We start from the raw sequence: 22354 nt of genomic DNA on the forward strand, positions 1-22354 counted from the left end.
GCCTCCAGGAGATCGGTCCGGACAGTGCCGAGAACCTGCTCCTCGCCCTTACGGACGACCGGTGCACCCGGACCGGCTTGAGCCGCTTAGCTGAATGCCGCGCACTCCCCGTCATGTACGGAGGAAAACAGGTCGAGCGACCCACCCGATCCACAAAATCGCAGGTCAGTCGTCCTTCTTCACCGGCTCCAGAATCGCCACGCACTCCACATGGTGCGTCATCGGGAACAGGTCGAACGCCCGCAGCGTCCGCACCTTGTACCCGCCCTCCGCGAAGTACGCCAGGTCCCGCGCCAGTGCCGCCGGGTCGCAGGCCACGTACGCGATGCGGCGGGCGCCGAGGGCGGCGAGGCGCTTGACCGTCTGCTTGCCGGCTCCGGCGCGGGGCGGGTCGAGGACGATCAGGTCGGCCTCGGTGATGCCGGTGCGGGGCAGGATCTGGTCGACCTTGCCGTGTTCGATGCGGACCCGCTCCAGGTCCTTGAGGTTGTGGCGGGCGTCCTCCACCGCGCGCTTGCCGGACTCGATGCCGAGGACCGCGCCCTTGTCGCCGAGGCGTTCTGCGAGGGAGCCGGCGAACAGGCCGACGCCGCAGTAGAGGTCGAGGGCCATTTCGCCCTTGCGTGGCATCAGGCCCTGCATGACGGCCTTGACCAGGGTGTAGGCGGCCTGCGGGTGGACCTGCCAGAAGCCGCCGGAGCCCACGCGGTAGGTGCGGTCGTCGGCGCGTTCGCGGACGAAGCCGCGGCCGTGGACGCGGTGCACTCCGCCGTCGTGCTCGTCCACACGCAGGACCGAGACGGGCTTGTCGAGCTCGACCAGCGGGAGACGGCCGCCGGAGCGGGGGGTGAGGATGACCTGGCGGTCGTTGGAGCCGGTGGCCGCGATGGCCTCCACCGTGGCCATCTGGGGCCAGTCCTGCTTCTCGATGCCGAGCTCGGTGACGCCGGGGGCGGCGATCAGGCACTGGTCGATGATCTCGATGTCGTGCGAGCGGTGCTTGCGCAGGCCGACCCGGCCGTCCTCGTCGATGGCGTACTGAACCCGGGTGCGCCACGCGGGCACCTCGCCCGGCGGGAGCTTGTCGCCCTCGGCCGGCATGACCGTGCCGTCCCAGCCGGCCTCCTCAGGGGTGAGGCCCGCGAGGTGCTGGAGCTGTTCGGCGATCACTTCGCCCTTGAGCCGTCGCTGGGCGCCGGGCTTGGCGTGCTGCCAGTCGCAGCCGCCGCACTTGCCGGGGCCCGCGAACGGGCAGGGCGCCTTCACGCGGTCCTTGGACGCCTCGATGATCCGTACCGCGTCGGCGCGCAGGAAGCGGGAGTCGGCCGCGCCGTCGGTGACCCGGGCGACGACCGTCTCGCCGGGGAGCGTGTGGCGCACGAACAGGACCTGGCCCTCCGAGGTCCTCGCGATGCAGTGGCCGCCGTGTGCGACCGGGCCGACCTCGACCTCGTACTCCTGGCCCACCAGTGATTCCGCTGATTCCACTGATTCCGTTCCGTCCACGGCCTGCGATTCTTCCGCCTGCGGGTCTCCGGCCTGCGTTTCCCCGGTCTGCGGCGAAGTGGATTCGTTCTGCATGAGGGGGTGGCTCCAGAGATCAAGGGAAACGGGGGAACGAACGCGACAAGAAAGCGGCCGGACAACAACCTACGAGTCTACGTGGGTGTCGTCCGGCCGCTTACCAGGACCGCTTACCAGGATGGGCCGACGCCCGCACACCTGTCCCACGTCAGTTCTTGTGCGTGGGCTCCTTGGACCTGCGCTCCACCGGGCCCCGGCGCACCGACCCCGGCGCGCTCCAGTCGGCGCGCTTCCTGGCGCGCTTCTTGGCCGCTTCGGAGGACTCCAGCTGGTACGGGACGGAGGTGACCATCACGCCGGGCGTGAAGAGCAGCCGGCCCTTGAGGCGCAGGGCGCTCTGGTTGTGCAGCAGGTGCTCGTACCAGTGGCCGACGACGTACTCCGGGATGTAGACGCTCACGACGTCGCGCGGGCTCTCCCGGCGCAGGCCCTTGACGTACTCGATCACGGGGCGGGTCACTTCGCGGTACGGCGAGTCGAGGATCTTCAGCGGTACGTTGATGCCGCGCCGCTCCCAGTCCTCCCTGAGGGCCTTCGTCTCGGCCGGGTCGACGCTGATGGAGAGCGCCTCCAGGTGGTCGGAACGGATCAGCTTCGCGTAGGCGAGGGCGCGCAGGGTGGGGCGATGGAGCTTGGAGACCAGGACGATCGAGTGGACCCGGGAGGGGCGGATGCTCTCGTCGGACGGGGTCTCGTCGGCGGCGATCTCCGCGGCGACCCGGTCGTAGTGCTTACGGATCGCGGTCATCGTGCCGTAGAAGATCACCATGCCGAGCAGCGCGACCCAGGCACCGTGGGTGAACTTGGTGGCGAGGACGACGACGAGCACCAGGCCGGTGAAGAAGGCGCCGAAGGTGTTGATCGCACGGGAGCGGATCATGTGGCGGCGCTTGAGCGGGTCCTTCTCGGCCCGCAGGTGGCGGTTCCAGTGCCGGACCATGCCGGTCTGGCTGAGGGTGAACGACACGAACACGCCGACGATGTAGAGCTGGATCAGCCGGGTCGAGTCCGCCCCGTAGATGACGACCAGCAGGATCGCGGCGCCGGCCAGCAGCACGATGCCGTTGGAGAAGGCGAGCCGGTCACCGCGGGTGTGCAGCTGGCGCGGCAGGTAGCTGTCCTGGGCCAGGATCGAGCCGAGCAGCGGGAAGCCGTTGTACGCGGTGTTCGCGGCCAGGAAGAGCACGAGTGCGGTGGCCGCGGCGAGGATCACGAAGAAGAACGTCCCGTCGCCGAAGACGGCGGCCGCGACCTGGGAGATCACCGGGTCCTGGACGAAGGCCGAACCGACCGGGGTGCCGTTGTTGATCAGGTCCGTCGCGGGGTTCTCGGCCATCTTGACGTCGGTGGCCATGGCCAGCCCGATGATGCCGCAGAACATCGTGACGGCCAGCAGGCCCATCGCCGCGAGGGTGGTGGCGGCGTTCTTGCTCTTCGGCTTGCGGAAGGCGGGGACGCCGTTGCTGATCGCCTCGACGCCGGTGAGGGCCGCGCAGCCGGAGGAGAACGCCCGCAGCAGCAGGAAGACCAGGGCGAATCCGGCCAGGCCCTGGTGCTCGGCCTTGATTGTGTAGTGCGAGGTCGGGGCGTGCATGGTGTCGCCGAGGACCAGTCCCCGGAAGGCACCCCAGATGATCATGATGAAGACGCCGGCCACGAAGAGGTACGTGGGGATGGCGAAGAGCTTCCCGGACTCCTTCACGCCGCGCAGGTTCATCACCGTGAGCAGCACGATGGCCGCGACGGCGCAGGCGGTCTTGTGCTCGACGACGAACGGGATCGCGGAGCCGAGGTTCTCCACGCCGGAGGCGATGGACACGGCGACGGTGAGGACGTAGTCGACCAGCAGGGCGCTGGCGACGGTCAGGCCGGCCTTCGGGCCGAGGTTGGTGGTCGCGACCTCGTAGTCGCCGCCGCCGCTCGGGTACGCGTGCACGTTCTGCCGGTAGGAGGCGACGACGGTGAACATCAGGACCACGACGGCGACCGCGATCCACGGGCTGAAGTGGTACGCCGACACGCCTGCGATGGACAGCACCAGGAGGACTTCTCCGGGGGCGTAGGCCACCGAGGACAGCGGATCGGACGCGAAGACGGGCAGGGCGATGCGTTTGGGGAGGAGTGTCTCCCCCAGCTTGTCGCTGCGCAGGGCCCGTCCGATCAGGATCCGTTTGGGCACGTCGGTCAGTTTGGACACGCTGAGGATCGTAAGGGTTCCGTATGGAGCCCGCCGACGCACCACCCCCGTATCAGTTGAATCTCCTGCACTCGGAGGGAAAGGACACGAAATCCTTAACGGAATCCTTGCACCGCGGGCCCCCGAAAGGGACCGGAACACGCACCGGCACCCTTCGGATTGCCGCCCCTTTGCCATCGTGGCCCCGGCGATAAGGACACTCGAATGAGGCAACGCGCCCGGCGCCGCATAAGCTCATCCTGGGCAACGGGGCGAACCGTTGCCCCATTGTTTGCCCGGCCAGCCGAGGAAAGAGTGTGAGCAGGGTGTTTTCGCAGGTCAGCCGGACGACCAGGAGTGCGAGGTAGGCGCAAGGTGCACATCGTCATCATGGGCTGCGGGCGAGTAGGAGCCGCTCTCGCGCAGACCCTGGAGCAGCAGGGGCACACGGTCGCCGTCATCGACCAGGACCCCACCGCATTCCGGCGCCTCGGCTCCGGTTTCGGCGGTCGCCGCGTCAGCGGCGTCGGTTTCGACCAGGACACCCTCCGCGAGGCGGGGATCGAGGAGGCCGGCGCGTTCGCGGCGGTGAGCAGCGGCGACAACTCGAACATCATCGCGGCCCGGGTGGCGCGTGAGATGTTCGGCATCGAGAACGTCGCGGCCAGGATCTACGACCCGCGGCGTGCCGAGGTCTACCAGCGTCTCGGCATCCCCACGGTCGCGACCGTGCGCTGGACCGCGGACCAGATGCTGCGCCGTCTGCTGCCCTCGGGCGCCGAGCCGCTGTGGCGGGACCCGAGCGGCGGTGTGCAGCTCGCCGAGGTGCACACCACACCGTCCTGGATCGGCCACAAGATCAGCACGTTGCAGGAGGAGACGGGCGTCCGCGTGGCCTTCCTCACCCGGTTGGGCGAAGCCATACTGCCGTCGTCGCAGACGGTGCTGCAGGAGGGTGATCTGGTCCACGTGATGATGCGTACGGACGAGATCGCGAAGGTCGAGGCGGCCTTCGCCGAGGGCCCTGAGGAGGGCGGTCACTGATGCGTGTCGCGATTGCCGGGGCCGGTGCGGTGGGCCGTTCCATCGCGGCCGAGCTGCTGGAGAACGGGCACGAGGTGCTGCTCGTCGACAAGGCGCCGACCGCCATCTCGGTGGAGCGGGTGCCGATGGCCGAGTGGCTGCTGGCGGACGCCTGCGAGATCACCTCGCTGGACGAGGCGGCGTTGCAGCGCTGCAACGTCGTGATCGCCGCGACCGGCGACGACAAGGTGAACCTGGTCGTCTCGCTGCTCGCCAAGACGGAGTACGGCGTGCCGCGGGTCGTCGCCCGGGTGAACAACCCGAAGAACGAGTGGCTGTTCAACGAGTCGTGGGGCGTCGACGTGGCGGTGTCCACCCCGCGGCTGATGTCGGCCCTGGTCGAGGAGGCGGTGAGCGTCGGCGATCTGGTCCGGCTGCTGCGCTTCAGCCACGGCGACGCGAACCTGGTCGAGCTGACGCTGCCCCCAGAGTCGGCGCTGGCCGGCACGCAGGTCGGTGAGGTGGCGTGGCCCGAGGACACCTCGCTGGTGACGATCATCCGTGGACAGCGGGTTCTGACGCCGAGCACGGAGGAGACCCTGGAGGCCGGTGACGAGCTGCTGTTCGTGGCGGCCCAGGCGCGCGAGGAGCAGTTGGAGGACCTGTTGTCGGTGCGCCGGGGCGATCCGGAGAGCTGAGCCACGGGAGACACGGAACGTGAAAGGGGCCTCGGGCCGCCAGTGGCGGCCCGAGGCCCCTTTCACGTTCCGTGTGAGGACCTCAGAAGTCCTGGCTGCGGGCCGTCGCTTCGGCGGCCGCTGCCTTCCGGGCCTTCTCGGCCTGCTCCTCGGCCTCCATCTCGGCGAAGACGTCGATGGGCGGCGGCGCCTTGGCGAGGAAGACCCAGGTGAGGTAGACCGCGAGCAGGAACGGCGGGATCTTCAGCGCCACCAGGACCCAGCCGAACTGGGTGGTGTCGCCCCACCAGTACAGCGGGAAGAGGATCGCGCACTTGGCGAGCAGGATCAGTCCCCAGGCGTAGCTGGCCTTGGCGTAGGCCTTCTTGCGGCCGGGGTTCCTGGTGCGCCAGGAGAGGTTCTCCTTGAAGACCGGGCCCAGGATCAGGCCGATCAGCGGCAGTCCCGCCACCGTGGTCACCAGGTAGGCGAGGGCCAGTCCGAGCGTGTAGATCATGCCCGGCAGATAGAAGTCCTTGGCGTTGCCGGTCATCTTCGCGAAGACGACGCCGAAGGCCACACCGAAGACACCGCTGAAGGCGTGCTTGACGGTGTCCCTGCGGATCAGCCGGACGGCCACGAGGACCAGCGACACCGCCACGGCCGCGATGGCCGAGTACGTGAGGTTCTTGTCGATGGTGAAGATCGTGACGAAGAGCAGTCCCGGCAGGACCGTCTCCACCATGCCCCGGATGCCACCGAAGGCCTCGAAGAGCGCGGCCTCGGTGACCGCCTTCGCGTCGGCCTCCTGCTGGTCGGTGCGGGTGGTGGGGTCCGTGTCGGACGTCGGCTTGTCAAGAGACGTCACCGGCTACTCCTTGCCGAGCGGTCGGAGTTCGTATTTGGGGTTGAACAGCACCCGGCGCCCGTGACTCATGGAGATCCGGCCCGAGGCGATGAGCTTGCGGCCCGGTTCGATGCCCACGATCGAGCGGCGGCCGAGCCAGACCACGTCCAGCGGAGCGGTGCCGTCGAAGAGCTCCGCCTCCAGGGCGGGCACTCCGGCGCGCGGTCGCAGGGTGACCGTCCGCAAGGTACCAGTGACCTTCACGATCTGGCGGTCGCTGCACTCAGAGATCCGGGTGCACCCAGAGGCGTGCGAGTCCTCCGCCAGCTCCTCGCACTCCAGGTCCTCCTGGGAGGTGGAGAGGCGGTCGAGCATCCGCCGGAAGCGCCCGGACGGCCGCTCGGCCTTCCCGGCCTTCTCGAATCGAGGAACAGCACTCATAACCGAAGGGTACCGGTCCCCGGGGGTCCGGGAGGATGACCGCCGTCTCACTCGAACGGGTTACGGGGAGAGGCGGCACGGCGCCCTTCAGCCGCGCTCGAAGCGGTATCCCATTCCCGGTTCGGTGACGAAGTGCCTGGGGTGGGAGGGGTCGGCCTCCAGCTTGCGCCGCAGCTGGGCCATGTAGACCCGCAGGTAGTTGGTCTCGGTGCCGTACGAAGGCCCCCAGACCTCCTGGAGCAGCTGCTTCTGGCTGACCAGCCGGCCGCTGTTGCGGACCAGCACCTCCAGCAGGTGCCACTCGGTGGGGGTGAGCCGCACGTCCCGTCCCTCGCGCTGGACCTTCTTGGCGGCCAGGTCGACGGTGAAGCCCGTGGTCTCGACGATCACGATCTCGTCGCCGCCGTCCTGTCCGACGGGTTCGGCGCGCCGTACCGAGGCGCGCAGCCGGGCCAGCAGCTCGTCCATGCCGAACGGCTTGGTGACGTAGTCGTCGGCGCCCGCGTCCAGCGCCTCGACCTTCTCGTCGGAGGTGTGGCGGGCCGAGAGCACGAGGATCGGCACCCTGGTCCAGCCGCGCAGTCCCCTGATCACGTCGACGCCGTCCATGTCGGGCAGCCCGAGGTCCAGGACGACGACGTCGGGGTGGCGGGCGGCGGCGAGCTGGAGGGCGGTCGCCCCGTCGGGCGCGGCGTCCACCTCGTACTTGCGCGCCTTCAGGTTGATCACGAGGGCGCGTACGATCTGCGGCTCGTCGTCGACCACAAGCACCCGGGTCATCGCGGTCCTGCCTTTCTGCTGTACATCGGGTCCGCGGTGCTCTCCGCGGATCATGAGGTGACCCGCGCGGGCAGGTCGGGGCTGACCGGGACGTGTCCCGATGCCGCCCTGAGGGTCAGGACCATGGTGAGGCCGCCGCCCGGGGTGTCCTCGGCGTCCAGCGTGCCACCCATGGATTCCACGAAGCCGCGGGCCACGGCGAGGCCCAGGCCGACCCCGGCGCCGCGCGGGGCGTCGCCGTAGCGCTGGAAGGGTTCGAAGATGCGTTCCTTGCCGTCGTCGGGGACGCCGCGGCCGCGGTCGGCGACCCGTAGCTCGACGCGGGCGCCGAGCGCGCTGGCGGCGACCGTGACGCGGTCTCCGTCGGGGCTGTACTTGACCGCGTTCTCGACGATGTTGGCGACGGCCCGCTCCAGCAGTCCGGGGTCGACGGCGACCATCGGCAGCGTCTCGGGGATGTCCAGGTCGACGCTGTCCTCGGGCACGCCGCCCAGGGCCATGGGCACGACCTCGTCGAGGTCGATCTCGCGGATCAGCGGGGTGACGGTGCCGGTCTGGAGGCGGGACATGTCGAGGAGGTTGCCCACCAGGTGATCGAGGCGGTCCGCGCCGTTCTCGATGCCTTCCAGGAGTTCGGCCTCGTCGTCCTCCGACCAGGCGACGTCGTCGGAGCGCAGGGAACTGACCGCGGCCTTGATGGCGGCGAGCGGGGTCCGCAGGTCGTGGCTGACGGCGGCCAGCAGCGCGGTCCTGATCCGGTTGCCCTCGGCGAGCCTGCGGGCCTCCTCAGCCTCGCCGACGAGGCGCTGGCGGTCCAGTACGACGGCGGCCTGGGCGGCGAACGCGCCGAGCACCCGGCGGTCCTCCGCGGGCAGCACCCGGCCGGAGAGCGCGAGGGCCATGTGGTCGCCGACGGGCATGTCCACATCGGCGTCCTCGGGGCGGACGACCGGCGCCGGTCCGACGCTCCCGGCGCACGTCCACGGGTCGACGTCGCTCTGCCGCTCCAGCAGCGCGACGGACTCCATGCCGAAGGTCTCGCGGACCCGGTCGAGCAGCGCGGCCAGGGTGGTCTCGCCGCGCAGCACGCTGCCGGCCAGGAAGGACAGGATCTCGGACTCGGCGCGCAGTCTGGCGGCCTGGTGGGTGCGGCGGGCCGCGAGGTCGACGACGGAGGCGACCGAGACGGCCACCGCGAAGAAGATCACGATGGCGACGAAGTTCTCGGGGTCCTGGACGGTCAGGGTGTGGGTGGGCGGGGTGAACCAGTAGTTCAGCAGCAGCGAGCCCGCCGCGGCCGAGGCGAGGGCGGGCCGCAGCCCGCCGAGCAGGGCGGCGGCGACGGTCATGAAGAGGAACAGCAGGACGTCGTTGGCGAGCCCGGGACCGTTCTCCAGGCCCTTGAGGAGCAGCGAGAGGAGGACCGGGCCGCCCACGCCGACGATCCAGCCCCAGATGATGCGGGCCCGGCCGAGCCGGGCGCCGCGGGCGATGGGCAGGCCCCTGCCCTTGGCGACCTCGTCGTGGGTGACGATGTGGACGTCGAGGTCGGTGCCGGACTCACGGGCGACGGTGGCGCCGACGCCGGGGCCGTAGATGTACTGCCAGGCCTTGCGGCGGCTGGAGCCGAGGACGATCTGGGTGGCGTTGACGCCGCGGGCGAATTCGAGGAGCGCCGAGGGTATGTCGTCGCCGATGACGTGGTGGAAGGTGCCGCCGAGGTCCTCGACGAGGGTGCGCTGGACGGTCAGTTCCTTGGGTGAGGCCGAGGTCAGTCCGTCGCTGCGGGCGATGTAGACGGCGAGGATCTCGCTGCCGGAGCCCTTGGCCGCCATCCGGGAGGCACGGCGGATGAGGGTGCGCCCCTCGGGGCCGCCGGTGAGTCCGACGACTATGCGTTCGCGGGCCTGCCAGGTGGTGCGGATGTTGTGCTCGCCGCGGTACTGCTGGAGGTATTCGTCGACCCGGTCGGCCACCCAGAGGAGGGCCAGCTCGCGCAGGGCGGTGAGGTTGCCGGGGCGGAAGTAGTTGGAGAGCGAGGCGTCGATCCGGTCCGGCTTGTAGATGTTGCCGTGGGCCATCCGCCGGCGCAGCGCCTGGGGCGACATATCGACGAGTTCGAGCTGGTCGGCGCGGCGGACCACCTCGTCGGGCACGGTCTCGCGCTGGCGTACGCCGGTTATCGACTCGACGACGTCGCCGAGTGACTCCAGGTGCTGGATGTTGACGGTGGAGACCACGTCGATGCCGGCCTGGAGGAGCTCCTCGACGTCCTGCCAGCGCTTGGCGTTGCGGGAGCCGGGCACATTGGTGTGTGCCAGTTCGTCCACCAGGGCGACGGCCGGGGCGCGCTCCAGGACGGCGTCGACGTCCATCTCGGTGAAGACCGCGGAGCGGTACTCGATCTCGCGGCGCCGGATCTGTTCGAGGCCGTGCAGCATGACCTCGGTGCGCGGGCGGTCGTGGTGCTCGACGAAGCCGACGACGCAGTCGGTGCCCCGCTCCACACGGCGGTGCGCCTCGGAGAGCATGGCGTACGTCTTGCCGACGCCGGGTGCCGCACCGAGGTAGATCCGAAGTTTGCCGCGCGCCATGGCCCCATTGTCTTCCCGAAACGGACTGCGGCCGATGCGGCAGCCACTGTCGAAGCTACCCCGTGAATTTCCGGCATATCGGGCGGGGGGGTGCTGGAGCGGAGCGTATTGACGTAATTCTGATGCCGGGGCCGGGCCTCCCGTGGCCGGAGACGCACCTGGTAGGCCCGCCTACACGTGCTCGACGATGTGCCCGTCACTGAGTTCGAGGACCCGGTCGGCGAGGCCGAGCAGCTGGACGTCGTGCGTGGCGACGAGCGCGGTGACGCCCTCGCTGTGCACGACCGCGCGCATCAGTTCCATCACCGCGAGGCCGGTCTCCGCGTCTAGCTGTCCGGTCGGCTCGTCGGCGATCAGCAGGGCGGGCCGGTTGGCGAGCGCGCGGGCGATGGCCACCCGCTGCTGCTGGCCGCCGGAGAGCTCGCCGGGGCGCTGGGCGGCGTGGTCGGCGAGGCCGACCAGGGAGAGCAGCAGCGACACCCGCTCCTCGCGCTCGCGAGGGTCGGCCTTGCGCAGTCGCATGGGTACGCCGACGTTCTCCGCCGCGGTCAGGATCGGGATCAGGCCGAACGACTGGAAGATGAAGCCGATCCGGTCGCGGCGCAGTTCCAGCAGTCCGTTCTCGCCGAGCGTGGAGAGGTCGGTGCCGTCCACGGTGATCCGGCCGCTGTCGGGGCTGTCGAGTCCCCCGACGAGGTTCAGCAGGGTGGTCTTGCCGGAGCCGGAGCGCCCCTTGAGCGCGACGAGCTCGCCGCGCGGTACCTCGAAGGACACCCCGCGCAGCGCGTGCACGGCCGCGGCGCCGGAGCCGTAGGAGCGGTGCAGGTCCTCGATCCGGACCATGGGCCTCTCGGCGAGGGTGGTGGCGCTCTCCCCGCCGGTGCCCGCCGCGGTGGTGCTGTCGGTCATGTCGCTCCCCGTACGTCCTCGGTCCGGCCGCCAGTATGTCCATCAGGCCGGGGGACGGGCAATGCCCGGGCCCGGCCGTGGTGGCCGGTCCCGGGCATCGCGTGCGGTCAGCGTCCCGCGGTGTCGCTCACGAGCCGGTGCAGCGCGACGTTCAGCTGGAGGACGTTGACCCGCGGCTCACCCGCGAAACCGAGGATCCGGCCGTCGGTGTGCCGCTCCACCAGCTTCGCCACCTGCCCCGCGTCCAGGTGGTTGCGCTCGGCGACCCGGCGGACCTGGAGCTGTGCGTACGCCGGGGAGATGTGCGGGTCGAGACCGGAGCCGGAGGAGGTGACTGCGTCGGCCGGCACCTGCGCGGGGCGCACGGGGTGGCCGGGGACGGAGTTGTCCTTCACCACCGCGGCCTTGGCGGCGGTGACCCAGTCGATCAGGTCCTTGTTGTCGCCGGAGCGGTTGGTCGCGCCGGAGACGAGGAGCGAGTACTGGGTGTTGACGCTGTTGGTGCCGAGGCCGTTGGACGGGCGGGGCTGGAACCACTTGAGATCGGGGTCCGGGGTCTCCTGGCCCTTCTTGAGCGGCAGGTCGTAGCGCTGGCCGATGAGTTCGGAGCCGACGGTCCTGCCGTCCGCCGTGATCTCGGAGCCGTTGGCCCGGCCCGGCATGAGGCCCTGGGCGATCCCGGTGACGGCGAGCGGGTAGAGGACGCCGCAGACCGCGGTGAGGACGAGCAGGGCGCGCAGTCCGGCCCAGAGGAGCCGGGCGGAGTTTCCTACGGAGTTGTTCATGGCAGGTCAGCCGATTCCGGGGATGAGGGAGATGATCAGGTCGATGATCTTGATGCCGATGAACGGGGCGATCAGGCCGCCCAGCCCGTAGATCCCTAGGTTGCGCCGGAGCATCGAATCGGCGCCCGCGGGCCGGTAGCGCACGCCCTTCAGCGCGAGTGGCACCAGCGCGACGATGATCAGCGCGTTGAAGATCACGGCGGACAGGATCGCTGACTCGGGTGAGGACAGGTCCATGATGTTGAGCTTGTCCAGGCCCGGATAGACCACGGCGAACATCGCGGGGATGATCGCGAAGTACTTCGCGACGTCGTTGGCGATGGAGAACGTCGTGAGCGCGCCGCGGGTGATCAGCAGCTGTTTGCCGATCTCGACGATCTCGATCAGCTTGGTCGGGTCGGAGTCCAGGTCCACCATGTTCCCGGCCTCCTTGGCGGCCGAGGTTCCGGTGTTCATGGCCACGCCGACGTCGGCCTGGGCCAGCGCCGGGGCGTCGTTCGTCCCGTCGCCGGTCATCGCGACGAGCTTGCCGCCGGCCTGCTCCCGCTTGATGAGGGCCATCTTGTCCTCGGGCGTGGCCTCGGCGAGGAAGTCGTCGACCCCCGCCTCCTCGGCGATGGCCTTCGCGGTCAGCGGGTTGTCCCCGGTGATCATGACCGTACGGATGCCCATCCGGCGCAGTTCGCCGAACCGCTCGCGCATCCCCTCCTTGACGACGTCCTTGAGGTGGATGACACCCAGGACCCGGGCGCCGTCCCCGTCGTCGACCGCGACCGGCAGCGGCGTACCGCCCTCGCGGGAGATCCGGTCGGTGAGCGTGGCGACGTCGGGGTGGACGGTGCCGTCGTGCTCCCGGACCCAGGCGACGACCGAACCGGTGGCCCCCTTGCGGATCCGGCGTCCGCCGACGTCCACCCCGGACATCCGGGTCTGGGCGGTGAAGCCCACCCACTGCGCGGTGGCCAGTTCCCCCTGGTGCCGCTCGCGGAGCCCGTACGCCTCCTTCGCCAGGACGACGACGGAGCGGCCCTCGGGCGTCTCGTCGGCCAGCGAGGAGAGCTGGGCGGCGTCCGCCAGCTCGGCCTCCGTCACGCCCGCGACCGGGAGGAGCGCCGCGGCCTGCCGGTTGCCGAGGGTGATCGTGCCGGTCTTGTCGAGCAGCAGGGTCGACACGTCGCCCGCCGCCTCGACGGCGCGCCCCGACATGGCGAGCACGTTGCGCTGCACCAGCCGGTCCATGCCGGCGATGCCGATCGCGGACAGCAGGGCGCCGATGGTGGTCGGGATCAGACAGACCAGCAGCGCGGCCAGCACGATCATGGACTGCTCGCTGCCCGCGTAGACGGCGAACGGCTGGAGGGTGACCACGGCCAGCAGGAACACGACGGTCAGCGAGGCGAGCAGGATGTTCAGCGCGATCTCGTTGGGCGTCTTCTGCCGGGACGCACCCTCGACGAGGGCGATCATCCGGTCGATGAAGGTCTCGCCGGGCTTGGTGGTGATCTTGATGACGATGCGGTCGGAGAGCACCTTCGTGCCTCCGGTCACGGCGCTGCGGTCGCCGCCGGATTCCCGGATGACCGGTGCCGATTCGCCGGTGATCGCGGATTCGTCGACGCTCGCCACTCCCTCGACGACGTCTCCGTCGCCCGGGATGATGTCGCCGGCCTCGCAGACCACCAGATCCCCGATGCGCAGTTCGGTGCCCGGGACGCGCTCCTCGCGGGTCCCCGTCAGCCGGCGCGCGACGGTGTCCGTCTTGGCCCGGCGCAGGGTGTCGGCCTGGGCCTTGCCGCGGCCCTCGGCGACCGCCTCCGCCAGGTTGGCGAAGACGGTGGTCAGCCAGAGCCAGACCGTGATCGCCCAGCCGAACCAGTCCCCCGGGTCGAGCGCCGCCAGCACGGTGGTGAACACCGAGCCGGTCAGTACCACGAACATCACCGGGGACTTGATCATCACCCGGGGATCGAGTTTGCGTATCGCGTCGGGGAACGCGGCGATCAGCATCCTGGGGTCGAACAGACCCGCGCCGACGCGCCCTTCGGGGCCGTGCCCGGCCGGGGTGTCCCGGTGCGGTGCGCGGGCCGGTGTGACTGTGGACATCGCGTCCTCTTGCTTCGTACGGAGGGTCATGACGCCAGCCCCTCGGCCAGCGGCCCCAGAGCCAGGGCCGGGAAGTAGGTCAGACCGGCGACGATCATGACGGTGGCTACCAGCAGTCCGCTGAAGAGCGGTTTGTGCGTGCCGAGAGTGCCGACGGTCGCCGGTACGGGCCGCTGCGCGGCGAACGAGCCCGCCAGGGCGAGGACGAACACCATGGGCAGGAACCGGCCCAGTAGCATCGCCAGTCCGATCGTGGTGTTGAACCACTGGGTGTCCGCGGCCAGTCCGGCGAACGCGGAACCGTTGTTGTTGGCGCCGGAGGTGTAGGCGTAGAGGATCTCGGAGAAGCCGTGCGCACCGGAGTTGGTCATCGAGTTGCCCGGGGTGGGCAGGGCCATCGAGACGCCGGTGAAGCAGAGCACCAGCGCCGGGGTGATCAGGATGTAGCAGGCCGCGAGCTTGATCTCCCGGGTGCCGATCTTCTTGCCGAGGTACTCGGGCGTGCGGCCGACCATCAGGCCGGCGATGAACACGGCGATGACCGCCATGATCAGCATCCCGTAGAGGCCGGAGCCGGTACCGCCGGGCGCGATCTCGCCGAGCTGCATGCCGAGCATCGTGATGCCGCCGCCGAAGCCGGTGAACGAGGAGTGGAAGGAGTTCACCGCGCCGGTCGAGGTGAGCGTGGTGGCGACGGCGAAGAGGGACGAGCCACCCACGCCGAAACGATTCTCCTTGCCTTCCATGGCCCCGCCCGCGATGTCGAACGCGGGCCCGTGGTGGGCGAATTCGGTCCACATCATCAGCGCGGTGAAGCCGAGCCAGATGACGCCCATGGTGGCGAGGATCGCGTAACCCTGCCTGAGCGAGCCGACCATCCGGCCGAAGGTGCGGGTCAGCGCGAACGGGATGACGAGGATCAGGAAGATCTCGAAGAGGTTGGAGAGCCCGTTGGGGTTCTCGAAGGGGTGGGCCGAGTTGGCGTTGAAGTACCCGCCGCCGTTGGTGCCCAGCTCCTTGATGACCTCCTGGGAGGCAACCGCGCCGCCGTTCCACTCCTGCGAACCGCCCAGGAACTGGCCGACGGAGTGGATGCCGGAGAAGTTCTGGATCGCGCCGCAGGCGACCAGCACGAGCGCGCCGATCACCGAGATCGGAAGGAGGATCCGCACCGTGCCGCGCACCAGGTCGGTCCAGAAGTTGCCGAGTTCACCGGTACGGGTGGCGGCGAGGCCCCGTACCAGCGCCACCGCGACGGCGATGCCGACGGCGGCCGAGACGAAGTTCTGCACCGCGAGGCCGCCGGTCTGCACGACGTGGCCCATGGCCTGTTCGCCGGAGTACGACTGCCAGTTGGTGTTGGCGACGAACGACGCCGCCGTGTTGAACGCCTGGTCGGGGTCGATCGAGGCGAAGCCGAGGGAGCCGGGCAGCGAGCCCTGGAGCCGCTGCAGCAGATACAGGAAGAGGACGCTCACGGCGGAGAAGGCCAGGACACCGCGGAGATAGGCGGGCCAGCGCATCTGCGTGTTCGGATCGGCGCCGATGGCCCGGTATATCCACTTCTCGACCCGCAGGTGCCGGGGGGAGGTGTAGACACGGGCCATGTGGTCGCCGAGCGGGCGGTACGCCAGACCCAGTGCCACGACGAGCGCGAGCAGCTGGAGCACACCTGCGAGGACGGGGCTCATTTCGGGCTCAGAACCTCTCCGGGTAGAGAAGGGCGAGGACGAGATAGCCCAGCAGGGCGACGGCCACGACGAGGCCCACCACGTTTTCTGCGGTCACAGCTTCGTCACCCCCTTGGCGATGAGTGCCACCAGCGCGAAGACCGCGATCGTGGTGACGACGAAGGCCATATCGGCCATCGGGTGCTCCTGGATGAGGTGCGGATTTCTCGGACCTCATGAGCAAACCTGCCGCAGACACCGCTTTGACCTGCGTTGATGGCTTCCATACGGAGATGGGCCCGCCCTTGACGGCGCCCCTACGTGCCCGATACGCGCCCCATACGGGCCACTGTGCCCACGGGCCGGGGCGACGCCCCCCGCGGACACGGAAAAGCCGGTGGGCCGCACCCCCGCGAAAGGGGGTACGGCCCACCGGCCGGTGCTTACGGGTGCGGGGTCAGCGCACCTCGGTGATCTCGGGGCCGCGCTGGAGGCCGGCCATGCCACCGGAGAACTTCGAGCCCTCCTGCTCCTCCTGCTGAACGCCCTCGGGCACCATCTGGGCGTCGTTGGGGAGCTTGAGGACGATCGGGTCGCGCGGGGCCATCGGGCCGTCACCACGGACCACCACGGTGTCCCGGAAGACCGTCTCCAGCAGACCGGCGGCCTCCGGCTGCACGGCGCCCTGGCCGGAGATCACACCGCGCAGGAACCAGCGCGGGCCGTCGATGCCGACGAAGCGGACCAGCTGCACGCCGTTCGCACCGTCGGGAAGCTGTACGGGGACCTGCGCGCGCAGCTCCCAGCCCAGCGGGCCCTCGACCTCGTCGATGATCCCGCCCTGCTGGGTGATGCCGGAGGCGATCTCGTCGCGGACCTCGCCCCAGATGCCCTCCTTCTTGGGGGCGGCGAAGGCCTGCAACTGGATCGCGCTGTCGCGCAGCACGACGGTGGCGGCGACGATCGCGTCACCGGCGACCTCGACGCGCAGCTCCATGCCCTCGACTCCGGGCACGAAGATGCCGCCCAGGTCGACGCGGCCCTCGCCGGGCTGGGAGACCTCTTCGATGTCCCACGGCCCGTCCGGTCGCGGCGCCGGCGGAAGGTTCGTCCGACGCGAGCCGCCCTTGGCGGCATCGGCGTCATCGAGCTCGTCGACGACCTGCTCGGCCTCGCGCGCTTCGTCCGCCGTGTCCTCGGCGGAACCACTGTTCTTGCGACGTCCGAACACGTCACTGTCCTTCCCGGTCGGATTCGACCGAAGCGTAGCTGTTCCCGTCCTGGGGAACCCCGCCCCGGACGCCATCAACATCAACGGCGGCATGACCGCCGGTGGACCCGAAGCCCCCTTCGGCCCGCGCCGAACCGGGAAGCTCCGACACTTCGTGGAAGCGCACCTTCTCGACCTGCTGCACGACCAGTTGGGCAATCCGGTCGAACCGCTCGAACCGCACGGACTCGCGCGGGTCGAGATTGATGACGATCACCTTGATCTCTCCACGGTACCCGGCATCAACCGTCCCCGGGGCATTCACCAGTGCGACTCCACAGCGCGCGGCGATGCCGGATCGGGGGTGCACGAACGCGGCGTACCCGTCCGGCAGTGCGATCGAAACCCCTGTGGGCAGCACGGCCCGCTCGCCGGGTGCCAGCTCGGCGGCCTCGGTGGTCACCAGATCGGCCCCGGCGTCGCCGGGGTGCCCGTACGCCGGGATCGGCACGCCGGGGTCGGTCCTGCGGATCAGTACGTCCACGGGATGGCGCATCAGGGGTTCACCTCGAAGGCGCGGGCGCGCTTGGCCTGGTCGGGGTCGGCCATCGCCGCCCGGATCTCGGCCGGGCGGCCGTTCTCGATGAAGTGGTCGACCTTGACCTCGATGAAGAGGGCCTCGGCCCGGACCGCCACGGGTCCGTCCGGGCCGCCGATCCGGCCGGTGGCCCTGGAGTAGATCTTCCGGCCGTGCACGGCGGTGATCTCGGCGTCGAGGAACAGCACCGTGTCGACCGGTACGGGGCGGACGAAGTCGGTCTCCAGCCGTCCGGTCACCGCGATCACCCGCAGCAGCCAGTTCAGTGAGCCGAGCGTCTCGTCGAGCGCGGTGGCCAGCACCCCGCCGTGCGCCAGGCCGGGGGCGCCCTGGTGAGCGGCCTGCACGGTGAACTCGGCGGTGACCTCGACGCCCTCGCCGGCCCGCGCCTGGAGGTGCAGCCCGTGCGGCTGTCCCCCGCCGCAGCCGAAACAGTGTTCGTAGTGCGCGCCGAGGAGTTCGCCGGGGGGCGGCGCGTCGGGATGCCGGACCGGTTTCACCGCATCGGCCGGGGGCTTCAGAGCCGCAGATGTTCCACTCACAGCCGCAGACCTTACCCGCGCGGGTACCCGCAGGTCGCGCCGTGCCAAGCTTGGGCTCATGCAGCCTTCCGCCCCGCCCTTCGACGAACGCCTCACCGCACCCCGTTCATGGTGGGTGATCTGCTTCCTCTTCGGCATCGCGTGCGCGCTGATGCTGCTGCCGCTGGGCACCCTGCCGCTGCTCGCCGGGCTGGTGGGCGGCACCGCCGCGTCGGCGGTGGTCGTGAGCTCGTACGGCTCCGTCCGGATCCGGGTGGTGGGTGACGCCCTCGTGGCGGGTGACGCGCGGATCCCGGTCTCCGCGCTCGGTGAGGCCGAGGTGCTGGAGGCCGAGGAGGCGCGCGCCTGGCGCTCGTACAAGGCGGACACCCGGGCCTTCATGCTGCTGCGCAGCTACATCCCGACGGCGGTGCGGGTGAAGGTCACCGATCCGCAGGACCCGACTCCGTACCTCTATCTGTCGACGCGCGAGCCGAAGGCCCTGGTGGCGGCGCTGAAGGCGGCTGTGCGGGCCTAGCGGGAGTCCGGGGGGAAGGGCTCTAGTCCTTCGGGGGCTGGTCCTCCGGGGGCCCGGGGAAGGCTTCGTACGGGTGCGCGGGCCGTTCCAGCGGCGGCAGCTCCGGCAGCCGGTCCCAGGGGATCTGCCGTTTCCGCAGATCCTTCCTGACCCGTTCGGCAAGTCTTCTGGTATCGCGGCGGTTCATCATCGCGCCGACCGTGGCGCCGATCATGAACGGAATCAGGTTCGGCAGATCGCGCACGGTGCGCTTCATGATCTGCTGGCGCAGCTCGCGCTTCATCTGGCCGCCGAGCGCGGCGTTGACCGTCACGGGGTGCATGACGTCGATGCCTCGCTCCTCGGTCCAGGAGGTGAGGTAGGCGGTGGAGCGCTGACCGATGCCGCCGGGCGGACGGAGTCCGTACACCTCGTGCAGCTCGGCGACGAGCTTCATCTCGATCGCGGCCACACCGGTGATCTCCGCGGCCAGCTCGGCGAGCATGGCGGGCGGTACGGGCATCATGGCCGCAGCGCCGATTCCGGCGCCGACGGTGGCGGTGGCCTTCCCGGCGCCCGCGATGAGCCGGTCGGCCAGCTCCTCGGGCCCGAGGTCCGGGAACTGCTTGCGCAGGGTGGCGAGATCGCGCACAGGGACGCGGGGAGCGATATCGATGATCAGGTCGGCGATATGACCGATCGCTGCCCTGGCGCTCTCCCCGCCCTTGCGTACGCCCCGTTTCACTGAGTTCAGACGGCCTGCCCCGGTCACGGGCTCCGTCCTGTCGACCTGTTCGGCCCTGTCGGCCGTGTCGACTTCTGCAGCTGCTCCGGCTGCTTCGAGCGAGGCCGGCCGGCCCCGCTCGTCCTGTCCGCCCGGCGAGGGTGGCAGGGCGGACGGCTCGGCAGGCGCTGCTACGCCTTCTGCCGGGCCTGTCCCGCCCTGATGCGCCTCCGACGCCTTATTGCGCCGGGGGCGCCGCTTCCGGAACGGTGTGTCCCCTGCCACGGCCGACCGGACCTCAGTCGCAGTCGCGGCAGATCGGCTGGCCGTTCTTCTCGCGGGCCAGCTGACTGCGGTGGTGCACGAGGAAGCAGCTCATGCACGTGAATTCGTCGGCCTGCTTGGGCAGGACCCTTACGGCCAGTTCTTCGTTGGACAGGTCTGCGCCGGGCAGCTCCAGTCCTTCGGCCGCGTCGAACTCGTCGACATCGACGGCCGAGGCCGTCTTGTCGCTCCGACGAGCCTTGAGCTCTTCAAGGCTGTCCTGATCGACGTCGTCGTCGGTCTTTCGTGGGGTGTCGTAATCCGTTGCCATGTCGCTCTCCCCCTCTGGGTGTCTGCGGTGTCTCAGCGCACGTAACGCGTGAGAGGCCGGACTTGTGCCCGACCCGAGGCGGAGATTTTGCCTCACATCAAGGTCTGTTACTCAATCGACACCCAAAAGGACCGCTCGAGAGTGATCGGCTTGGGTGGCGATGGGGACCGTACACGGTCCCGGCGGCGCCCTTCACAGGCGCCACCCCGTGTACTTCCCGTGATAATGGCCCCCGAAAACCCCGACTTTTGCCGGATTTCCGGTGGGGGCCCTGATCACGGAGCGTGGACGGGCGTAAATTCGCTCTTGTGATCGATCACACACGGACCCCCCGGGATCGGGTCCCGAAAATTCCGCTCAAAGCGAACAAAATAATCCGCGTGCGAATCGCTTCGTCCGGCCTGTCAGACAGGCAGTGAGACGCGCATCACAAGACCACCGCCCTCGCGGGGCTCCGCGATGATACGGCCTCCGTGAGCGCGCGCGACGGACCGCGCGATCGACAGGCCGAGCCCCACCCCCTTGTCGCTGCCCGTCCGCTCCGTACGCAGCCGTCTGAAGGGCTCGAAGAGGTTGTCGATCTCGTAGGCGGGCACCACTGGACCCGTGTTCGAGACGACGAGCAGGGCCTGGCCCGGCAGGAGCTCGGTGGTGACCTCGACCCAGCCGCTCTCGGGGACGTTGTAGCGCACCGCGTTCTGTACGAGGTTCAGCGCGATCCGCTCCAGCAGGACACCGTTGCCCTGGACCACGGCAGGGGCCAGCTCGGCGCGCATCTCCACGCCCTTGGCCTCGGCCTCGCCCCGCGTCTGGTCGAGGGCGCGCGAGGCGACCTCGGCGAGGTCGACGGGTTTGCGCTCGACGATCTGGTTGTCGCTGCGGGCGAGCAGCAGCAGGCCCTCGACCAGCTGCTCACTGCGCTCGTTGGTGGCCAGCAGCGTCTTGCCGAGCTGCTGGAGCTCCGCGGGTGCCTGCGGGTCGGCGAGGTGGACCTCCAGCAGCGTGCGGTTGATCGCCAGGGGCGTGCGCAGCTCGTGCGACGCGTTCCCGACGAACCGCTGCTGCGCGGTGAAGGCCCGCTCCAGCCGGTCCAGCATGTCGTCGAAGGTGTCGGCGAGCTCCTTGAACTCGTCGTCCGGGCCGTCCAGCTCGATGCGCCTGGAGAGGTCCGTACCGGCCACCCGGCGGGCGATGCGGGTGATCCGGCCCAGCGGCGAGAGCACCCGTCCCGCCATCGCGTAACCGAAGGCGAAGGCGATGATGCTCAGGCCCACGAGGGCCAGCAGGGACCGGTTGAGGAGCGTGTCGAGCGCCTGCTGGCGCTGGTGGTTGACGCAGGAGTTCATCGCCGCGTTGACGGAGTTCGGTGAGGTCCCCTCCCCCAGCAGGTTGCAGACGTTGCTGGACACATGACCGTCGACGATCTTGAACGGCAGCTCACTGCCCACGTGCAGGGCCTGTGCGGCCAGCATGTAGATGATCGACAGCAGCAGGATGCCGGCGATCAGGAACATGCCGCCGTACAGCAGCGTGAGACGTATCCGGATCGTCGGGCGCAGCCAGGGGTACGGGGGCTCCTGCTGCTTGGGCTCCCACGTGGGTTTGGGTGGCGCCGTCGCGGGCGGCTGGACCGTGGGCACCGGCATCAGATCCGGTAGCCCGAGCCGGGCACGGTGACGATCACCGGCGGCTCACCGAGCTTGCGCCGCAGGGTCATGACGGTCACCCGGACGACGTTGGTGAACGGGTCGGTGTTCTCGTCCCAGGCCTTCTCCAGGAGCTGCTCGGCCGAGACCACGGCGCCCTCGCTGCGCATCAGGACCTCCAGCACCGCGAACTCCTTGGGCGCGAGCTGGACCTCCTGCTCGCCCCGGAAGACCTCCCGGCGGTTCGGGTCGAGCTTGATCCCGGCACGCTCCAGGACCGGCGGCAGGGCCACGGTCGTACGGCGCCCGAGGGCCCGTACCCGCGCGGTCAGCTCGCTGAAGGCGAAGGGTTTGGGGAGATAGTCGTCGGCACCGAGCTCCAGTCCCTCCACCCGGTCACTGACGTCTCCGGAGGCGGTGAGCATGAGCACCCGGGTCGGCATGCCGAGCTCGACGATCCTGCGGCAGACGTCGTCGCCGTGCACCAGGGGGAGGTCCCGGTCCAGCACCACGACGTCGTAGTCGTTGACCTCGATGCGCTCCAGTGCCGCCGCACCGTCGTACACGACATCGACGGCCATGGCCTCCCGGCGCAATCCGGTGGCCACCGCATCGGCGAGCAGCTGCTCGTCCTCCACGACGAGTACGCGCACGGCGCTTCCTTCCCTAGAACTTCCACAACAGAGCTGCACAACGTCCGGAACGGACCGGCACAACGTCCGGATCAGGCCGGTGGCCGATGATCCGGACCGTGTCCGGGCACGGTCCGTGCGCCTCCATCCTGCCCGCAACGCGTATAAACCGGCGGTAAGACGGCGCGGTCCTACCTGCGGCTTCCCGGAAGGCGGCGGTTTCCCGGGCCAGTTGAGGTTTCTCTGAGGGTTGGGCTGGGGAGGACGAATTCACACCCGCGATCACGGCTCGTAAGTGGCGTGCCACTGGCCCCCTCCGTTC

21 protein-coding genes are annotated in these 22354 nt (G+C 69.7%); 3 read left to right on the forward strand and 18 right to left on the reverse strand.

All coding sequences use genetic code 11. The features are described 5' to 3' along the window. Window positions 1–165: 165 nt before the first annotated feature. Window positions 166–1581: a class I SAM-dependent RNA methyltransferase gene (locus tag ACIO3R_RS28490; RefSeq protein WP_402109810.1), complete on the reverse strand. Its 1416-nt coding sequence runs from the start codon at window positions 1579–1581 to the stop codon at window positions 166–168. A gap of 151 nt (window positions 1582–1732) precedes the next feature. Continuing rightward, window positions 1733–3781: an APC family permease gene (locus tag ACIO3R_RS28495; RefSeq protein WP_385354574.1), complete on the reverse strand. Its 2049-nt coding sequence runs from the start codon at window positions 3779–3781 to the stop codon at window positions 1733–1735. A 354-nt stretch (window positions 3782–4135) separates the two neighbouring features. On the opposite strand from ACIO3R_RS28495, the gene ACIO3R_RS28500 reads away from it, so the two are divergent. Together ACIO3R_RS28500 and ACIO3R_RS28505 are read left to right on the forward strand one after the other, a co-directional pair. Next, entirely contained in the window at window positions 4136–4804 is a 669-nt protein-coding gene (locus ACIO3R_RS28500; RefSeq protein ID WP_024490560.1) for a TrkA family potassium uptake protein, read from the forward strand. Further along, a complete protein-coding gene (locus tag ACIO3R_RS28505; RefSeq protein WP_363030636.1) occupies window positions 4804–5481 on the forward strand; it encodes a TrkA family potassium uptake protein in 678 nt (225 codons plus the stop codon). The genes ACIO3R_RS28500 and ACIO3R_RS28505 overlap by 1 nt, the downstream gene beginning before the upstream one ends. Before the next feature lie 82 nt (window positions 5482–5563). Here the strand turns inward: ACIO3R_RS28505 and ACIO3R_RS28510 are convergent, their stop codons facing one another. From ACIO3R_RS28510 to ACIO3R_RS28565, 12 genes are all read right to left on the reverse strand, one after another. Further along, the gene (locus ACIO3R_RS28510; RefSeq protein ID WP_363025963.1) at window positions 5564–6328 is read right to left on the reverse strand and encodes a DUF3159 domain-containing protein; all 765 of its coding nucleotides are present in this window, start codon (window positions 6326–6328) and stop codon (window positions 5564–5566) included. Between the two features lie 3 nt (window positions 6329–6331). Then, window positions 6332–6748 (reverse strand): OB-fold nucleic acid binding domain-containing protein, encoded by a 417-nt coding sequence (locus tag ACIO3R_RS28515; protein WP_363025965.1) that lies wholly within the window; start codon window positions 6746–6748, stop codon window positions 6332–6334. An 87-nt stretch (window positions 6749–6835) separates the two neighbouring features. Further along, window positions 6836–7528 carry a response regulator gene (locus ACIO3R_RS28520; RefSeq protein ID WP_385036549.1) on the reverse strand — a complete coding sequence of 231 codons (693 nt, stop codon included), beginning with the start codon at window positions 7526–7528 and terminating at the stop codon, window positions 6836–6838. Between the two features lie 50 nt (window positions 7529–7578). Then, window positions 7579–10122, reverse strand: coding sequence for an ATP-binding protein (locus ACIO3R_RS28525; protein ID WP_385036548.1), 2544 nt, complete (start codon window positions 10120–10122; stop codon window positions 7579–7581). 171 nt (window positions 10123–10293) lie between these two features. Continuing rightward, window positions 10294–11031 carry an ABC transporter ATP-binding protein gene (locus tag ACIO3R_RS28530; protein ID WP_402109816.1) on the reverse strand — a complete coding sequence of 246 codons (738 nt, stop codon included), beginning with the start codon at window positions 11029–11031 and terminating at the stop codon, window positions 10294–10296. A 107-nt stretch (window positions 11032–11138) separates the two neighbouring features. Next, window positions 11139–11816 carry a potassium-transporting ATPase subunit C gene (locus ACIO3R_RS28535; protein ID WP_385351682.1) on the reverse strand — a complete coding sequence of 226 codons (678 nt, stop codon included), beginning with the start codon at window positions 11814–11816 and terminating at the stop codon, window positions 11139–11141. Window positions 11817–11822: 6 nt separating this feature from the next. After that, window positions 11823–13919, reverse strand: coding sequence for a potassium-transporting ATPase subunit KdpB (gene kdpB, locus ACIO3R_RS28540; RefSeq protein WP_402109819.1), 2097 nt, complete (start codon window positions 13917–13919; stop codon window positions 11823–11825). A gap of 26 nt (window positions 13920–13945) precedes the next feature. Beyond that, window positions 13946–15610: a potassium-transporting ATPase subunit KdpA gene (gene kdpA, locus ACIO3R_RS28545; RefSeq protein ID WP_385036544.1), complete on the reverse strand. Its 1665-nt coding sequence runs from the start codon at window positions 15608–15610 to the stop codon at window positions 13946–13948. A gap of 7 nt (window positions 15611–15617) precedes the next feature. Continuing rightward, window positions 15618–15707 (reverse strand): K(+)-transporting ATPase subunit F, encoded by a 90-nt coding sequence (gene kdpF / locus ACIO3R_RS28550; protein ID WP_037777601.1) that lies wholly within the window; start codon window positions 15705–15707, stop codon window positions 15618–15620. A gap of 339 nt (window positions 15708–16046) precedes the next feature. Next, on the reverse strand, window positions 16047–16820 hold the full coding sequence (locus ACIO3R_RS28555; RefSeq protein ID WP_385036543.1) for a DUF3710 domain-containing protein: 774 nt from the start codon (window positions 16818–16820) through the stop codon (window positions 16047–16049). A 1-nt stretch (window position 16821) separates the two neighbouring features. Further along, on the reverse strand, window positions 16822–17355 hold the full coding sequence (gene dut / locus ACIO3R_RS28560; protein WP_363025978.1) for a dUTP diphosphatase: 534 nt from the start codon (window positions 17353–17355) through the stop codon (window positions 16822–16824). Next, window positions 17355–17939: a PaaI family thioesterase gene (locus ACIO3R_RS28565; protein WP_385036542.1), complete on the reverse strand. Its 585-nt coding sequence runs from the start codon at window positions 17937–17939 to the stop codon at window positions 17355–17357. The genes dut and ACIO3R_RS28565 overlap by 1 nt, the downstream gene beginning before the upstream one ends. Before the next feature lie 58 nt (window positions 17940–17997). Here ACIO3R_RS28565 and ACIO3R_RS28570 point away from each other — a divergent pair, with 58 nt between their 5' ends. Next, window positions 17998–18456, forward strand: coding sequence for a DUF3093 domain-containing protein (locus ACIO3R_RS28570; RefSeq protein ID WP_385036541.1), 459 nt, complete (start codon window positions 17998–18000; stop codon window positions 18454–18456). Window positions 18457–18478: 22 nt separating this feature from the next. Here the strand turns inward: ACIO3R_RS28570 and ACIO3R_RS28575 are convergent, their stop codons facing one another. The 4 genes from ACIO3R_RS28575 to ACIO3R_RS28590 all read right to left on the reverse strand — a co-directional run bounded on the left by ACIO3R_RS28575 (window position 18479) and on the right by ACIO3R_RS28590 (window position 22053). Then, a complete protein-coding gene (locus tag ACIO3R_RS28575; RefSeq protein WP_385036540.1) occupies window positions 18479–19444 on the reverse strand; it encodes a hypothetical protein in 966 nt (321 codons plus the stop codon). A 13-nt stretch (window positions 19445–19457) separates the two neighbouring features. Further along, on the reverse strand, window positions 19458–19754 hold the full coding sequence (locus ACIO3R_RS28580) for a DUF4193 domain-containing protein (protein WP_003965732.1): 297 nt from the start codon (window positions 19752–19754) through the stop codon (window positions 19458–19460). A 404-nt stretch (window positions 19755–20158) separates the two neighbouring features. Then, on the reverse strand, window positions 20159–21400 hold the full coding sequence (locus tag ACIO3R_RS28585) for a sensor histidine kinase (protein ID WP_385036539.1): 1242 nt from the start codon (window positions 21398–21400) through the stop codon (window positions 20159–20161). Continuing rightward, window positions 21400–22053, reverse strand: a complete 654-nt coding sequence (locus ACIO3R_RS28590; RefSeq protein ID WP_024490544.1) for a response regulator transcription factor — start codon at window positions 22051–22053, stop codon at window positions 21400–21402. Before ACIO3R_RS28590 ends, ACIO3R_RS28585 begins: the two co-directional genes overlap by 1 nt. Between the last annotated feature and the right edge of the window lie 301 nt (window positions 22054–22354).

Origin of the sequence: Streptomyces sp. NPDC087428 (assembly GCF_044744085.1) — a bacterium.
Classification (GTDB): Bacteria; Actinomycetota; Actinomycetes; order Streptomycetales; family Streptomycetaceae; genus Streptomyces.

Bases quoted from the DNA above. Each gene is read 5' to 3' on its own strand.
- ACIO3R_RS28490 (WP_402109810.1), bottom strand. From the start codon at position 1,581: ATGCAGAACGAATCCACTTCGCCGCAGACCGGGGAAACGCAGGCCGGA.
- ACIO3R_RS28505 (WP_363030636.1), top strand. From the start codon at position 4,804: ATGCGTGTCGCGATTGCCGGGGCCGGTGCGGTGGGCCGTTCCATCGCG.
- ACIO3R_RS28515 (WP_363025965.1), bottom strand. From the start codon at position 6,748: ATGAGTGCTGTTCCTCGATTCGAGAAGGCCGGGAAGGCCGAGCGGCCG.
- ACIO3R_RS28520 (WP_385036549.1), bottom strand. From the start codon at position 7,528: ATGACCCGGGTGCTTGTGGTCGACGACGAGCCGCAGATCGTACGCGCC.
- ACIO3R_RS28525 (WP_385036548.1), bottom strand. From the start codon at position 10,122: ATGGCGCGCGGCAAACTTCGGATCTACCTCGGTGCGGCACCCGGCGTC.
- ACIO3R_RS28530 (WP_402109816.1), bottom strand. From the start codon at position 11,031: ATGACCGACAGCACCACCGCGGCGGGCACCGGCGGGGAGAGCGCCACC.
- ACIO3R_RS28535 (WP_385351682.1), bottom strand. From the start codon at position 11,816: ATGAACAACTCCGTAGGAAACTCCGCCCGGCTCCTCTGGGCCGGACTG.
- kdpB (WP_402109819.1), bottom strand. From the start codon at position 13,919: ATGTCCACAGTCACACCGGCCCGCGCACCGCACCGGGACACCCCGGCC.
- kdpA (WP_385036544.1), bottom strand. From the start codon at position 15,610: ATGAGCCCCGTCCTCGCAGGTGTGCTCCAGCTGCTCGCGCTCGTCGTG.
- dut (WP_363025978.1), bottom strand. From the start codon at position 17,355: ATGCGCCATCCCGTGGACGTACTGATCCGCAGGACCGACCCCGGCGTG.
- ACIO3R_RS28570 (WP_385036541.1), top strand. From the start codon at position 17,998: ATGCAGCCTTCCGCCCCGCCCTTCGACGAACGCCTCACCGCACCCCGT.
- ACIO3R_RS28580 (WP_003965732.1), bottom strand. From the start codon at position 19,754: ATGGCAACGGATTACGACACCCCACGAAAGACCGACGACGACGTCGAT.
- ACIO3R_RS28585 (WP_385036539.1), bottom strand. From the start codon at position 21,400: ATGCCGGTGCCCACGGTCCAGCCGCCCGCGACGGCGCCACCCAAACCC.